Source organism: Rhizobium sp. AAP116, assembly GCF_001295785.1.
In the GTDB taxonomy this organism is placed as follows: domain Bacteria; phylum Pseudomonadota; class Alphaproteobacteria; order Rhizobiales; family Rhizobiaceae; genus Allorhizobium.
On sequence record NZ_LJIB01000033.1, the window covers coordinates 20,582 to 33,923 of the forward strand.

The window sequence follows — 13,342 nt, forward strand, 5'->3', positions numbered from 1 at the left end:
GGGAGGCCGGGATATCCAACCGACCCGAGGAGATTGCCTTGCATCACGCGCCAGACCGCCTTTTCGACCGCTCCTATGATGGCTTTCTCTTCGACATGGACGGAACGCTGCTCAATTCGATCGCCGCTGCCGAGCGCGTCTGGAGCCTCTGGGCACTGAAGCACGGTCTGGATCTCGAAACCTTCCTGCCGACCATGCATGGCAAGCGCGGGATCGACACCATCAGCGCCCTGAACCTGCCCGGCATCGATGTGGTGAAGGAAGCGCTCGAGGTGGAGCGCGGCGAGATCGAGGATCTCGACGGTATCATGCCGATCCCCGGCGCCATCGACTTTCTGAAAAGCTTGCCCGCCGAACGCTGGGCGATCGTGACCTCGGCTCCATCAGCCCTTGCCCGCGCCCGTATCGGGGCTGCCGGCCTGCCACAGCCGCTGCAGATCGTGACGGCGGAAGACGTGAAGATCGGCAAGCCTGATCCGGCCGGCTACCGGCTCGGTGCAGAGCGGCTCGGTGTCGCTGCATCGCGCTGCCTGGTGTTTGAGGATGTGCTGGCCGGCGTCAGAGCCGGAGAAGCGGCAGGGGCAGATGTCGCCGTGATCACGGCGACGCACGCGCATCCGCTGGAGACGTCCCATCCGACGATTGCGAGTTATGAGCAGCTGAGGGTGGAATTCGACGCATCCCAGAGACTGCGGATCAAGGCGGCAGAATAAGCCGACCCGGCGGCGACGGCACGACCGTCACCGCCCGCGACCAAATTCACGCCGCCTTGGCGACGTGATACTCCTTGATGGCGACCATCTTGATCGCGGGGTAACGTTCGGACTCGTAGCGCAGCGAGAACTGGTCCTGCGCCATGAAGACCGGGTCGCCGTCGAGATCCCGGCAGATGTCGCCACGGCGCTGGGTCATGAACTTTTCCAGATCGTCCTTGTTCTCGGCCGAGATCCAGCGGCAGACGGAGAAGCGCGACATTTCGAAGGACACCGGCAGACCGTATTCGCCCTGCAGTCGCTCCTTCAGGACGTCGAGCTGCAGTGCACCGACGACGCCGACGATGGCCGGCGAGCCGTCTTCAGGCGAGAAGAGCTGCACGACGCCCTCTTCCGCCATCTGCTGCAGGGCTTCCTTCAGCTTCTTCGCCTTCATCGCATCTTCGAGCCGCACACGGCGCAGGATTTCCGGCGAGAAGTTCGGCACGCCCTGGAAGACGAGGTTTTCGCCTTCGGTCAGCGTGTCGCCAATGCGGAGCGTCCCGTGGTTCGGGATGCCGACGACGTCACCGGCATAGGCCGTATCCGCCAGCTGACGCTGCGAGGCGAAGAAGAACTGCGGCGCCGTCAGGCCCATCTGCTTGCCGGTGCGGGCCAGGCGCGCCTTCATGCCGCGCTCGAGCTTGCCGGAGCAGATGCGGGCAAAAGCGATGCGGTCGCGGTGGTTCGGGTCCATGTTGGCCTGGATCTTGAAGACGAAGGCGGTCATTTTATCTTCGGCGGCATGCACCGTGCGGGTGTCAGCCACCTGGTCGCGCGGCGGGGGCGCATAGGCACCCAGCGCATTAATGAGGTCGCGGACACCGAAGTTGCGCAGTGCAGAGCCGAAGAAGACAGGCGTCATGTGGCCTTCGAGGAAGCTCTGGCGATCGAAGGGCCGGCAGGCTTCGCGGGCGAGTTCGAGCTCGTCGATGAAGGTCTGGCGCTCGTTTTCGGGCAGGTTCTCCGCCACGCTCTGCGGACCGTTGACCTTGAGCGGCTCGACCTGGGCATCGCCGCCCCGATAGGTGTTGTTGGCCAGATTATAGGAGCCGCAGAAGGTCTTGGAACGGCCGACGGGCCAGGTGATCGGTGCCGTGTCCAGCGCCAGCTTCTCTTCGACCTCGTCGAGGATCTCGAAGGGGTCGCGGCTTTCGCGGTCCATCTTGTTGATGAAGGTGATGATCGGAATGTCGCGCATGCGGCAGACCTCGAACAGCTTCAAGGTCCGCGGCTCGATACCCTTGGCGGCGTCGATGACCATGACGGCGGCGTCGACTGCCGTCAGCGTGCGATAGGTGTCGTCGGCGAAGTCTTCGTGGCCAGGCGTATCGAGAATGTTGAAGACATGGCCTTCATATTCGAAGGTCATGACCGAGGTCACGACCGAAATGCCGCGCTCGCGTTCGATCTTCATCCAGTCCGACCGGGTCTGGATGCGATCCTTCTTCGCCTTGACTTCACCGGCAAGCTGAATGGCGCCGCCGAACAACAGCAGCTTTTCGGTCAGCGTCGTCTTACCCGCATCCGGGTGCGCGATAATAGCAAAGGTGCGGCGGCGGGAGACCGCCTCGGCGAGCGTTTCAGCCATATCTCAGGAGTCCTTCTGGTCGGGCGGTTATCTAGCGTTTCGACGGCCAATATGCAATTGAGCGCGACAAACAAAGGAATCTCGCCATGGCTGCCATCCGCACCGACATCCTCGGCCCCGTGCTCAACCTCAAGCGTCTGCCGCATGGGCAAGGGCTTGATCTGCCCGCCTATGAAACGGCAGGAGCGGCGGGAATGGATCTGAGGGCAGCGGTGTCCGATGGAGAGCCGCTGACGCTTGCCCCGGGCGCGCGGGCGCTGGTGCCCACCGGCTTCATCATGGAAATCCCTGAAGGTTTCGAAGCCCAGGTCCGCCCACGCTCGGGTCTGGCCTTCAAGAACGGCGTGACATGCCTCAACACACCCGGCACCATCGACAGCGACTATCGCGGCGAGGTGAAGGTGCTGCTGATCAATCTCGGCCAGGAGAATTTCGTCATCACCCGCGGCATGCGGATCGCCCAGATGGTTATCGCACCGGTGACGCAGGTGCGCGTGACCGAAGTGACCGAGACGAGCGACACGGCGCGCGGTGCCGGCGGGTTCGGATCGACGGGGGTGTAGGAATCCAATGCTGGAAACGCTGACGCTCAGGGAAGGCTATTTCGAAGATCCGAACGCCTTCCGAGCGCTCGCGGACCTGCTGCAGGACGTGTTCGGCATTGACATCGGGCTGCAGAGCCGCTTCGGCGGGCCAGATCCGTCCTCGATGCCCTTTGGCTATTTCGACGGCGCTGGCCGTTGCGTTGCCAATTTCTCAGTGTTTTCCATACCGCTTTTCATAAAAGGGCGTGTCGTCAAGGCGGCTGGGTTTCAATCGGGTGCCGTTCGCCCTGCGTTTCGTGGACAAGGGCTCTATCGCGATCTGATGCAGCGCGCCTTTGCCTGGGTAGACAAACAGGGTTTCGAGGCCGGCTTTCTTCTAACCGACAAGCCGGAACTCTATCACGACTATGGTTTTCGAGTTGTGCCGCAATGCTGCTTCTGCGGCGAGGTCACACAAACGGTGCCTGCGGACGCCGAGGCGCGGGAAATCGACTTGGAAAACCAGGACGATGTTGCGCTTGTCTTGAGGATCCTCGCCGATCGGGAGCCTGTCTCTCGTCAGCTTTCCGTTGTGCGCCAGTCCGAAATGTTTCTGCTCAATGCCGCGCTCGATCCGCAGATCAGGCTGAGTTACCTGCCCAGCTTCAACACCATCCTTGCCTGGAAGCTCCGTCGCGGCACATTGCAAATGCTCGATATCGCCGCCCGCCAGATACCGTCGATGTCAGAGATCCGCGGCGCATTGAGTGTTCCGCACGACCGCATCGAGGTATTCTTCCCGACAGACCGTCTCGAATGGAGCGGGAACGCCAGAGTGTACGACGGATCCTGCGCCCTGATGGTCAGAGGGCTTCAGCCATCCGACATCCCGACTCCCAGCATGTTGTCACCGATGGCTGATTTCTAGTGCTTATCACAGGACCGGCGGCAGACGTCGCTTGAGGGGCGTGGACTTGACCATTGCGGTATTGGTCTGCGCCTTCTCGGTGATCCGGTCGTGGACCCGGTCGAGATCGGCCATGTTGCGCACGGCCACGCGGCACACAAAGCAGTCGTCACCGGTAATCTTGTCACACTCGATGATCTCTGGCGTTTCCAGAATGATCTTCTCGACGATATGCAGCATGCCCGGCAGCGGACGCACGCGCATGATGGCCTGCAACGGATAGCCGAGAGCATCGAGAGACACGTCTGCGGCATAGCCTAAGAGAACGCCACGCTCTTCCAGACGGCGCAGACGCTCGGAACAGGCGGGTGACGAAAGACCGGCGCGTGCTGCCAGTTCTTTCAGCGACAGCCGAGCATCGTGCGCGAGGGCGTCAACGATTTTGCGGTCTGCCGTATCCGGCACTTGAGGAAAATTAGGATTCATCGCCGATCTCCTGCGCATAATTCCGCAGATGCGAGACTACACCTAATTTGCGCAAAGGAAATCCCGACTTTCCAGGCATAGACTGCGGAAAACTCGGAGATCGACCATGAACCATGTTACGAAGCGCGGAATCTTAGACATGACCTTTGCGATGGTCATGTCCGGCACGATCGGCTGGTTCGTGCTGCAATCGGGCCAAAGCCCCTACAACGTGGTCTTCTTCCGCTGCCTGATCGGCGCTCCGGTTCTCGCCTTGCTCTGCTTTCACCTGAGGGCCTTTTCCGGGTCTAGCCTCGATGCGAGGCGTATCCTGATCGCGGCCGGTGGCGGTGTGGCGCTGGTGATGAACTGGCTGCTGCTGTTTTCGGCCTATCCGCTGGCCTCGATCTCTGTCACGACGATCGTCTACAATTTTCAGCCCTTTATGCTCGTCGGCCTCGGAGCGCTGTTCCTCGGGGAGCGCGTGGGCGCCGCCAAACTCGGCTGGATGGGCCTGGCCTTCGCCGGAATGCTGGCGATGACAGTGAGCGGAACATCCCTCAGCGGTCATGCGGGCCAGGGATATCTCACAGGCATCCTGCTCGCGCTTGCGGCCGCCTTTTGCTATGCGGTGGCCGCCTTTGTTACCCGGCGGCTGCGCAGCACGTCGCCTTATGTCATCGCCCTTGTCCAGGTTCTTACCGGTATCGTCATCCTTGCGCCCCTCGCCGATTTCAATGCCCTGCCGAACTCGCCGCAGAGCTGGGCCATGGTGGCGACCATAGGGGTTGTGCACACCGGGGTGATGTATGCCTTCCTCTATTCGGCGATCCAGAAGCTCCCGGTCGTGCTGACGGGCACGCTCTCCTTCCTCTACCCTGTCGTCGCCATCCTGGTGGATATCCTGGCCTATGGCCATGTGCTGACGCCCGGACAGGCGCTGGGCGGCGCGGCGATCCTGCTTGCCGCCGTGGGTACAACCCTCAACCTCACGCCACGACATCTTCTGCCCGGAACCCGAAAGGCCTGACATGATCACCTGCAGCCTGCGTTATGAGATCGATCCCTACAAGCTCAAGGAGTTCGAGCATTATGCGGCCCTCTGGATCCCGCTGGTCAATCGGCTCGGCGGCAAGCACCACGGCTATTTCCTGCCGCATGAAGGGGCAAACGACATCGCGCTCGCGCTGTTCAGCTTTCCGTCGCTCGCGACCTATGAGGCCTACCGCGCGGCGATGGCGGCAGATGCCGAGTGCCAGGCGGCCTTCGCCTATGCCGAGGAGACCCGTTGCATCCTGCGTTACGCACGCAGCTTCATGCGGCCGATGTTCTGATCGTCAACGCTGCGCTTCCGTGACCATGCGGATGGCGAGAGCCGCGAGCACCGTGCCCATGAGCCAGCGCTGGATGACCATCCAGAGGGGGCGACCGGCCAGGAAGAGGGCGATGGAGCCGGCAGAGAGCGCGATCAAACCATTGACCGTGACGCTGATCACCACCTGGGTGAAGCCGAGCGCCAGGGACTGGATCAACACGCTGCCACCAGCGGGATCGATGAATTGCGGCAGCAGCGAGAGATAGAGCACGGCGACTTTCGGGTTCAGCAGGCTGGTGACGAAGCCCATCAGGAAGAGCTTTCGATTGCTGTCGGCGGGCAGGTCGCGGACCTGGAAGGGCGAGCGGCCGCCGGGCTTCAGCGCCTGCCAGGCCAGCCAGGCCAGATAGAGAGCACCGGCAAATTTGAGCAGGTCATAGGCAAAGGGGACTGCAAACAGCAGGACCGTGAGCCCAAGCGCCGTCAGCAGCACATAAACGACGAAGCCGAGGGCCACTCCCGCCAGCGAAACGAGGCCCGCCATCGGCCCCTGACAGATCGAGCGCGAGACGAGATAGATCATGTTCGGCCCCGGTGTCAGCACCATGCCCAGGCAGATCAGGGCAAAGGCGAAAAGCATGGGGAGGCTGGGCACAGGCGCGTTCTCCGAGAGGTCCTACAGGATTATGCGTGTCCGCCAGCGACCGCAAACGAGATCGTGTCATCGAGACAAGTCCGCCGGAAACGCACGATCGCGACGACGGCGGCCGTCATGGTACGGCCACGCCAACGATGTCGCAGGCGACATCCGGCGCCAGGGTTTGTGCCGCGTCTATCGCCGTGGATCTTGCGCAAGAGCCGTAATCCAGGCGCTTTCCCATTGCTCTTAAAATCAATAGAACTGAGTGCGAGCGGAGGACCTCCATGACACTGACGACCATCATCGCCTATTGCGGCGCGCTGTTCATTGCCGCCGCCATCCCGGGACCCGGCATGACCGCCATCGTCGCGCGGGCGCTGGGGTCCGGATTTCGCCCGACCTTCTTCATGGGGCTCGGGCTCATCCTCGGCGATCTCGTCTATCTGACCGCCGTCATCCTCGGGCTGTCCGTCTTGGCGAAAACCTTCGTGACGCCCTTCCTGATCCTGAAATTCCTGGGTGCCGCCTACCTCGTCTATGTCGCCTGGAAACTCTGGACATCAGGTCTTTTGCCGCAGGACATCAAGGCAGAGCGCGCCATGCGCCCGTCCATGTCCTTCCTCTCAGGCCTTCTGGTGACGCTGGGCAATCCGAAGACCATGCTGTTCTACGTCGCTCTTGTCCCGACGCTGATCCCGCTCGAGGCGATCGGACTTGCCGACTACATCCTGCTCGTCGGCCTGACCTTCGTCGTGCTGATGGCGGTGCTTCTGCCCTATATCCTGCTCGCGGCCCAGGCGCGCGGGCTCATGAAGCGTCCGGAAGCGCTGAAAGTCCTGAACCGAAGTGCTGCCAGCATCCTTGCCGGCACCGCCGCCTATATCACGGCGCGCGCGGCCTGATCGGCACGCGGCATGAAACAAACAGGCGGCAGGCGCTTTTCTCACCAGGAGACGAATGCGACCGGGCCCACGGAGCAGATTTTTCCACGGATCAAGCTCGCCGCGGCATGGCTATGCTGGCAAGGACGGGTCGGCGGGCGTAAGCTTGCGCCAACCAAATCACAAGGGAGACACCGATGACTGAGCAGAAGAAACCCGGCCGCGGACGCGTCTATGGCTCGATCACCGAGACGATCGGCGACACCCCGATCGTCAGGCTCGACAAGCTCGCCAAGGAAAAGGGCGTGAAGGCGCATCTGCTCGCCAAGCTCGAATTCTTCAACCCGATCGCCTCCGTCAAGGATCGTATCGGCGTTGCCATGATCGAGAGCCTGGAAGCCCAGGGCAGGATCGTGCCCGGCAAGACGGTTCTCATCGAGCCGACCTCCGGCAATACCGGCATTGCGCTCGCCTTTGCGGCAGCGGCAAAGGGTTATCGCCTGATCCTCACCATGCCGGAGACCATGTCGATCGAGCGCCGCAAGATGCTGGCCCTGCTCGGCGCCGAACTCGTCCTGACCGAGGGCGCAAAGGGCATGAAGGGCGCCATTGCCAAGGCACAGGAACTGGCCGAGACGACGCAGGACTCGATTATCCCGCAGCAGTTCGAGAACCCCGCCAATCCGGAAATCCATCGCAAGACGACAGCCGAGGAAATCTGGAACGACACCGACGGCCAGATCGACTTCCTCGTCTCCGGCATCGGCACAGGCGGCACCATTACCGGCACCGGCCAGGTGCTGAAGAGCCGCAAGCCCGAGATCAAGGTCGTCGCCGTCGAGCCGGCCGACAGCCCGGTTCTCTCGGGTGGCAATCCCGGCCCGCACAAGATCCAAGGGATCGGCGCGGGCTTTGCGCCCGCCATCCTCGACACCCATGTCTATGACGAGGTCGTCACCGTGACCAATGACGAAGCCTTCGAGCATGCACGTCTCGTTGCTCGCCTCGAGGGCGTACCGGTTGGCATCTCTTCGGGCGCCGCGCTGACGGCAGCGATCAAGCTTGGCCAGCGTGAAGAAAATGCCGGCAAGACGATCGTCGTCATCATTCCGTCCTTTGCCGAGCGCTATCTGTCGACTGCGCTCTTTGCCGGTCTCGGCGAGTAAGCCACCGAAGGGGCGCCGGGCAACCGCCGGCGCCTCCTCACCCGTCGATTGCAGCCGCCCCATTCCCCGGCTAGAGTAGCTCACAACAGGTCGACTGCAGTCCTGAAGGGCCCCCATGCGTGCATTACTTCACCGCCTGCCTGCGTTTGCCTCCGTTCAAGAGCGACTGTCGACAAGCAGCTTGATCGCGACCTATGTCGCGAGCCTCATCGTCTTCGCAATGGCACTGGCGATCCGCGCCTGGTTCGACCCCGTGCTACCCGCAGGCTTCCCGTTCCTCACCTTCTTTCCCGCAGTGATCATCTGCGGTTTTGTCTTCGGCGTCCGGCAGGGCCTGATCGTCGCCACGCTCTCCGGCCTTGCGGCCTGGTACTTCTTCATCAGCCCAGGGCGCTTCGACTTCTCGCTTGGCACCTTGCTCGCCATGGGGCTCTACCTTTTCGTCGTCGCCACCGACCTGACGCTGATCTACATGATGAAACAGGCCTATCGTCAGGAGATCGGCACACGCGAGGAGGTTCAGCGGCTGGCCGAACAACAGGAGGTCATGGCCCAGGAACTGGACCATCGCCTCAAGAACATCTTCGCCACCATCAATGCGATCATCAGCCTTTCCCTTAAGAATGCCTCAAGCGCCGACGAGCTGGCCGCACGGCTGCGCGACCGACTGACTGCGCTCGGCCGCTCCAACCTCCTGCTGCGGGGGCTTCGCGAAGGCGAGGACGCCTCGCTGCAAAGCGTCGTCTTCCAGGCGCTCGAACCCTTCGCTATCGTCGGCACACCCCGCTTCACAGCGCATGGTCCGCGCGTCCCGATCGGCGGCCAGACCGTCGTCGTGCTCAGTCTGATCCTGCATGAGCTCGGCACCAATGCCGCAAAATACGGCGCCCTCAGTGTCGGCCATGGCCAGGTATCCCTGATCTGGGACATCGAGACCGACCAAGACGGAACCGAGCAACTCGTGATGCGCTGGAGCGAAAGCGGCGGTCCGCCACCCCTTACGCCACAGCCGGGATCGGGCGGTTTCGGCTCGACCCTCATGAAACGCGTCATCGCTGGCGTGCGCGGCCACACGGAGATCGCCTATCCGGAGACCGGAGCCGAGGTGCGCCTCACGCTTCCCGTCGACATGCTCCGCCCGACGGCCGTGCCGGCCTGATCCACTCTTCCTCTTCCTGCCCCGTTCCTCCTATCCCTTCCTCCTACAGGCCGCCAGTCACGCGGCCGCTGCCAGCCGCTCGGAGGCGATGCGGTAAGAAATCGCCTCGGCCAGGTGAATCCGCCCCAGGGTTTCCACCCCATCGAGATCGGCGAGGGTCCGCGCCACCTTCAGCACCCGGTGATAGCCGCGCGCCGAAAACCGGAATTTTTCGGCAGCATCGCGCAACAATTGCAGCCCCGAGGCATCTGGCTCGGCCAGCGTCTCGATCAGGGCCGTCGAGCAGCGGGCATTGGTGCTGAACGGAAGGCCCAGACGCTCGAAACGATCTCGCTGACGGGCGCGGGCCGAGGCCACACGTTTTGCGACCTCCGCACTGCTTTCGGCCGCACGGGGCCGGATCATGTCCGTGGCCGAGACGGCGGGAACATCGATGCGGATGTCGATGCGGTCCATCAGCGGACCCGAGATACGGCCCTGGTATTCGGTCTGGCAGCGGATGCCGCGCGCGCAGACATGGCCAGGCTCGCCCGCCATGCCGCAACGGCAGGGGTTCATGGCCGCCACCAGCTGAAAGTCGGAGGGGTAGGAGACCCGGTGGTTGGCGCGGGCGATGATGCATTCGCCGGTCTCGAGCGGCTGGCGGAGCGCATCGAGCACCGGCGGCGCGAATTCCGGCAGTTCGTCGAGGAAGAGAATGCCATGATGGGCAAGCGACGCCTCGCCGGGCTTGGCCTTCAACCCGCCGCCGACCAGAGCTGCCATGGTGGCGGAGTGATGCGGCGTGCGGAATGGCCGGCGATCGGAGAGCTTGCCGCCCGAAAGCTGCCCCGCGATCGAATGGATCATCGAGACTTCGAGCAGTTCTGCCGCAGAGAGCGGCGGCAGGATCGACGGCAGGCGGGCAGCGAGCATCGACTTGCCCGAGCCGGGCGGGCCGACGAAGAGCAGATTGTGTCCGCCGGCGGCGGCGACCTCCAGCGCGCGCTTGGCGCTTTCCTGGCCCTTGATGTCGGCGAGATCCGGCAGGTTGGCCGCGGGCGCCCGGATCGATGGTTCCGGCCGGGAGAGCACCTGCGTGCCCCTGAAATGATTGGCCAGCGCGATCAGGCTGCGCGGGGCGAGTATATCGATCTCGCTGCCGGCCCAGGCGGCCTCGGCACCACTGTCGGCCGGGCAGATCAGGCCTTTGTCCATTGCGTTGGCGCTGATCGCGGCCGGCAAAGCCCCAGCGATCGAGGCGATCGTGCCGTCAAGATTGAGTTCGCCGATCACCAGAAAGCCCTGGAGCGCATCACCCGGGATGGCGCCGAGCGCCGCCATCAGGCCGAGGGCGATCGGCAAATCAAAGTGAGAGCCCTCTTTCGGCAAATCGGCTGGCGCGAGATTGACCGTCACCCGCTTGGCGGGAAGCGCCAGTCCCGACGCATGCAAGGCCGCCTGGACCCGTTCGCGGCTTTCGGCCACCGCCTTGTCCGGCAGACCGACGATCTGCATGCCCGTCTTGCCGGGCGCGACCATGACCTGAACTTCGACGGGCACACCCTCGATGCCCTGGAATGCAACCGTACTGACACGCGCTACCATTGCCCGCCCTCGTCGATCGACCTGAAGTCACCGCTGCAACTTCATATTGCGTGTGGCGACGAGAACAATCTCGCATAAGACGAGGGAGTGCGCAAGAACATTTGCGGAACACCCGCATCTTCAGATAGGTTTCAGGTTGCATCCAGTTGAACAACTGGCACAAGCCTCGAACTTCCAAAGAGGATTCAGTCGGTTAGGCCCGCTTGCGCTCGATGGCATCCCAGAGGAGTGCTGCGATATCGGCGCCACCGAATTTCTTCACCTCGCGGATGCCAGTCGGTGACGTTACGTTGATCTCGGTCATGTAGTCGCCGATGACATCGATGCCGACAAGCAGGAAGCCACGCTCACGCAGAGCGGGGCCGATGCGGGCGCAGATTTCCCGCTCGCGCGCGGTCAGTTCGGTCGGTTCCGGTCTGCCGCCCGCATGCATGTTGGAGCGGGCATCATGTTCGGCAGGAACGCGATTGATTGCGCCGACGGGCTCGCCATCGACCAGGATGATGCGCTTGTCGCCCTTGCGCACCGCCGGCAGGTAGCCTTGCGCGATAAAGGGTTCGCGGAACATCTGGCCGAACATTTCCATCAGCGAGGAGAAGTTGCGATCGTCGCGGGTCGAGTGGAAGACGCCGGCGCCACCATTGCCGTAGAGCGGCTTCAGGATGATGTCGCCCTGCTCCTCACGGAACCGGGCAATCTCGGCCGGATCCTTGGTGATCAGGGTGGGCGGCATCAGGTCGGCGAATTCGGTAACGAAGATCTTTTCCGGCGAATTGCGCACCCAGGCCGGGTCGTTGACGACGAGCGTCTTCGGATGGATGCGCTCGAGCAGATGGGTCGAGGTGATATAGGCCATGTCGAAGGGCGGATCCTGCCGCAGCAGGATCACATCCATGGTCGAGAGGTCGACACGCTCAGGCGCGCCGAGGGTGTAGTGGTCGCCCTTGACGTCGCGCAGTTCCATGGGCTCGACGGTTGCAAAGACCTTGCCGTCGCGCATCGAGAGCCGGTCCGGCGTGTAATGGAAGAGCTTGTAGCCGCGGTTCTGGGCCTCGATGCTCATGGCGAAGGTGCTATCGCCCGCGATGTTGATCGTGGATACGTGGTCCATCTGGATGGCGACGTTTGTGATATTGGCCATGAGCTATCCCCTGCGATTGCCCAGCAGATTTAGGCGGCGCGCCGCGCGAAGGCAACGCCGCCGACCTTGAATTTTGCTGAAGCGATGGTGAAGCGCTCAGGCGAAGACCCGCTCGGCCTCCTGCGCGACCGGCTGCGCATCCGAAGGCGGCATACCTGCGTCCAGCCGGCGCCCCGTATCGACGGAGAACACATGCAGCTTGGACGGGGAAATGCGCAGCGGAAGCCGCTCGCTCAACTCGACATGCGAGGCGATGACCGCAGTCATCGGCTGACCTGCGACCAGACCATGGACCAGACGCTGGGCGCCGAGTTCCTCGACATAGTCGATGGCGAGCGAAAACTGATCATCGTTCTCATGGGTCAGAACGAGATCCTCGGCGCGCATTCCAAGACGGACCGGGCCTTCCGACCAGGCGCCGTCCACGGGAAGCGCGATATCCGCGAAGTGAAGCTGTCCGCCTTCGATGCGGGCATCGACGAGGTTCATGGCCGGCGAGCCGATGAAGCTTGCGACAAAGGTGGAGGCCGGGCGATTGTAGACCTCAAGCGGCGTGCCGATCTGCTCGATGCGACCGCCATTCAGGACCACCAGGCGATCAGCGAGCGTCATGGCTTCCAGCTGGTCGTGGGTGACGTAGATCGCGGTGGTCTTCAGCCGCTTCTGCAGCTTGCGGATTTCGCCGCGCATGGTGACGCGCAGCTTGGCGTCGAGGTTCGACAGCGGCTCGTCGAAGAGGAAGACAGCCGGCTTGCGGACGATGGCGCGGCCCATGGCGACGCGCTGGCGCTGGCCACCAGAGAGCGCCCTCGGCTTGCGGTCGAGATATTTCTCGATCTCCAGCATCTTGGCGGCTTCTGCGACGCGGGCGGCGATTTCCGTTTTCGGCGTGCCGCGGTTCTTCAGGCCGTAAGCGAGATTATCGTAGACGGTCATATGCGGATAGAGCGCATAGTTCTGGAAGACCATTGCGATGTCACGGTCTGCCGGCTCGACTTCGTTGACCACGCGGTCGCCGATCGAGATCGTGCCTTGCGAGATTTCCTCAAGCCCTGCCACCATGCGCAGCAGCGTGGACTTGCCGCAGCCCGAGGGGCCGACGAGCACGATGAACTCGCCGTCCTCGATCTGGATATCGACGGTATCGACAGCCTTGGCACCGCCCTTGTCGTAGATCTTGCAGACTTCGTTGATGTCGATGGACGCCATGATCG

Annotated in this window: 14 protein-coding genes; 8 read left to right on the top strand and 6 right to left on the bottom strand. The window is 62.9% G+C overall.

The features are described from left to right. The first annotated feature begins 38 nt into the window (after positions 1 to 38). Positions 39 to 713, top strand: coding sequence for an HAD-IA family hydrolase (locus tag IP85_RS18850; protein WP_156322989.1), 675 nt, complete (start codon positions 39 to 41; stop codon positions 711 to 713). 46 nt (positions 714 to 759) lie between these two features. Here IP85_RS18850 and IP85_RS18855 read toward each other — a convergent pair whose 3' ends face one another. Beyond that, positions 760 to 2,343 (bottom strand): peptide chain release factor 3, encoded by a 1,584-nt coding sequence (locus tag IP85_RS18855; RefSeq protein ID WP_054151212.1) that lies wholly within the window; start codon positions 2,341 to 2,343, stop codon positions 760 to 762. Positions 2,344 to 2,429: 86 nt separating this feature from the next. On the opposite strand from IP85_RS18855, the gene dut reads away from it, so the two are divergent. Both dut and IP85_RS18865 read left to right on the top strand, forming a co-directional pair. Then, positions 2,430 to 2,906, top strand: coding sequence for a dUTP diphosphatase (dut, locus tag IP85_RS18860; RefSeq protein ID WP_054151213.1), 477 nt, complete (start codon positions 2,430 to 2,432; stop codon positions 2,904 to 2,906). Positions 2,907 to 2,913: 7 nt separating this feature from the next. After that, positions 2,914 to 3,795 (top strand): GNAT family N-acetyltransferase, encoded by an 882-nt coding sequence (locus tag IP85_RS18865; RefSeq protein ID WP_054151214.1) that lies wholly within the window; start codon positions 2,914 to 2,916, stop codon positions 3,793 to 3,795. A gap of 6 nt (positions 3,796 to 3,801) precedes the next feature. Here IP85_RS18865 and IP85_RS18870 read toward each other — a convergent pair whose 3' ends face one another. Continuing rightward, positions 3,802 to 4,239 carry an Lrp/AsnC family transcriptional regulator gene (locus IP85_RS18870; RefSeq protein ID WP_054151215.1) on the bottom strand — a complete coding sequence of 146 codons (438 nt, stop codon included), beginning with the start codon at positions 4,237 to 4,239 and terminating at the stop codon, positions 3,802 to 3,804. A gap of 127 nt (positions 4,240 to 4,366) precedes the next feature. On the opposite strand from IP85_RS18870, the gene IP85_RS18875 reads away from it, so the two are divergent. Then, entirely contained in the window at positions 4,367 to 5,269 is a 903-nt protein-coding gene (locus IP85_RS18875; protein WP_054151216.1) for a DMT family transporter, read from the top strand. Between the two features lies 1 nt (position 5,270). After that, positions 5,271 to 5,573: an NIPSNAP family protein gene (locus tag IP85_RS18880; RefSeq protein ID WP_054151217.1), complete on the top strand. Its 303-nt coding sequence runs from the start codon at positions 5,271 to 5,273 to the stop codon at positions 5,571 to 5,573. Positions 5,574 to 5,576: 3 nt separating this feature from the next. On the opposite strand, the gene IP85_RS18885 is transcribed toward IP85_RS18880, so the two are convergent. Beyond that, positions 5,577 to 6,194 carry a LysE family translocator gene (locus IP85_RS18885; RefSeq protein ID WP_197278030.1) on the bottom strand — a complete coding sequence of 206 codons (618 nt, stop codon included), beginning with the start codon at positions 6,192 to 6,194 and terminating at the stop codon, positions 5,577 to 5,579. A 284-nt stretch (positions 6,195 to 6,478) separates the two neighbouring features. On the opposite strand from IP85_RS18885, the gene IP85_RS18890 reads away from it, so the two are divergent. The 3 genes from IP85_RS18890 to IP85_RS18900 all read left to right on the top strand — a co-directional run bounded on the left by IP85_RS18890 (position 6,479) and on the right by IP85_RS18900 (position 9,400). Further along, positions 6,479 to 7,096: a LysE family translocator gene (locus IP85_RS18890; RefSeq protein WP_054151219.1), complete on the top strand. Its 618-nt coding sequence runs from the start codon at positions 6,479 to 6,481 to the stop codon at positions 7,094 to 7,096. Between the two features lie 176 nt (positions 7,097 to 7,272). Then, complete coding sequence (cysK, locus tag IP85_RS18895; protein ID WP_054151220.1) at positions 7,273 to 8,241, top strand: cysteine synthase A; 969 nt, start codon at positions 7,273 to 7,275, stop codon at positions 8,239 to 8,241. 115 nt (positions 8,242 to 8,356) lie between these two features. Further along, positions 8,357 to 9,400, top strand: coding sequence for an HWE histidine kinase domain-containing protein (locus tag IP85_RS18900; RefSeq protein ID WP_054151221.1), 1,044 nt, complete (start codon positions 8,357 to 8,359; stop codon positions 9,398 to 9,400). Positions 9,401 to 9,457: 57 nt separating this feature from the next. Here IP85_RS18900 and IP85_RS18905 read toward each other — a convergent pair whose 3' ends face one another. The 3 genes from IP85_RS18905 to IP85_RS18915 form a co-directional block, all read right to left on the bottom strand. Next, positions 9,458 to 10,987, bottom strand: coding sequence for a YifB family Mg chelatase-like AAA ATPase (locus IP85_RS18905; protein WP_054151222.1), 1,530 nt, complete (start codon positions 10,985 to 10,987; stop codon positions 9,458 to 9,460). A 193-nt stretch (positions 10,988 to 11,180) separates the two neighbouring features. Further along, positions 11,181 to 12,128: a glutathione synthase gene (gene gshB / locus IP85_RS18910; protein WP_054151223.1), complete on the bottom strand. Its 948-nt coding sequence runs from the start codon at positions 12,126 to 12,128 to the stop codon at positions 11,181 to 11,183. A 96-nt stretch (positions 12,129 to 12,224) separates the two neighbouring features. Further along, entirely contained in the window at positions 12,225 to 13,337 is a 1,113-nt protein-coding gene (locus IP85_RS18915; RefSeq protein ID WP_054151224.1) for a sn-glycerol-3-phosphate import ATP-binding protein UgpC, read from the bottom strand. Between the last annotated feature and the right edge of the window lie 5 nt (positions 13,338 to 13,342).

Bases quoted from the DNA above. Each gene is read 5' to 3' on its own strand.
- IP85_RS18885 (WP_197278030.1), bottom strand. From the start codon at position 6,194: ATGCTTTTCGCCTTTGCCCTGATCTGCCTGGGCATGGTGCTGACACCG.
- IP85_RS18865 (WP_054151214.1), top strand. From the start codon at position 2,914: ATGCTGGAAACGCTGACGCTCAGGGAAGGCTATTTCGAAGATCCGAAC.
- IP85_RS18915 (WP_054151224.1), bottom strand. From the start codon at position 13,337: ATGGCGTCCATCGACATCAACGAAGTCTGCAAGATCTACGACAAGGGC.
- gshB (WP_054151223.1), bottom strand. From the start codon at position 12,128: ATGGCCAATATCACAAACGTCGCCATCCAGATGGACCACGTATCCACG.
- IP85_RS18890 (WP_054151219.1), top strand. From the start codon at position 6,479: ATGACACTGACGACCATCATCGCCTATTGCGGCGCGCTGTTCATTGCC.
- IP85_RS18905 (WP_054151222.1), bottom strand. From the start codon at position 10,987: ATGGTAGCGCGTGTCAGTACGGTTGCATTCCAGGGCATCGAGGGTGTG.
- IP85_RS18875 (WP_054151216.1), top strand. From the start codon at position 4,367: ATGAACCATGTTACGAAGCGCGGAATCTTAGACATGACCTTTGCGATG.
- IP85_RS18900 (WP_054151221.1), top strand. From the start codon at position 8,357: ATGCGTGCATTACTTCACCGCCTGCCTGCGTTTGCCTCCGTTCAAGAG.
- cysK (WP_054151220.1), top strand. From the start codon at position 7,273: ATGACTGAGCAGAAGAAACCCGGCCGCGGACGCGTCTATGGCTCGATC.
- IP85_RS18855 (WP_054151212.1), bottom strand. From the start codon at position 2,343: ATGGCTGAAACGCTCGCCGAGGCGGTCTCCCGCCGCCGCACCTTTGCT.
- dut (WP_054151213.1), top strand. From the start codon at position 2,430: ATGGCTGCCATCCGCACCGACATCCTCGGCCCCGTGCTCAACCTCAAG.
- IP85_RS18880 (WP_054151217.1), top strand. From the start codon at position 5,271: ATGATCACCTGCAGCCTGCGTTATGAGATCGATCCCTACAAGCTCAAG.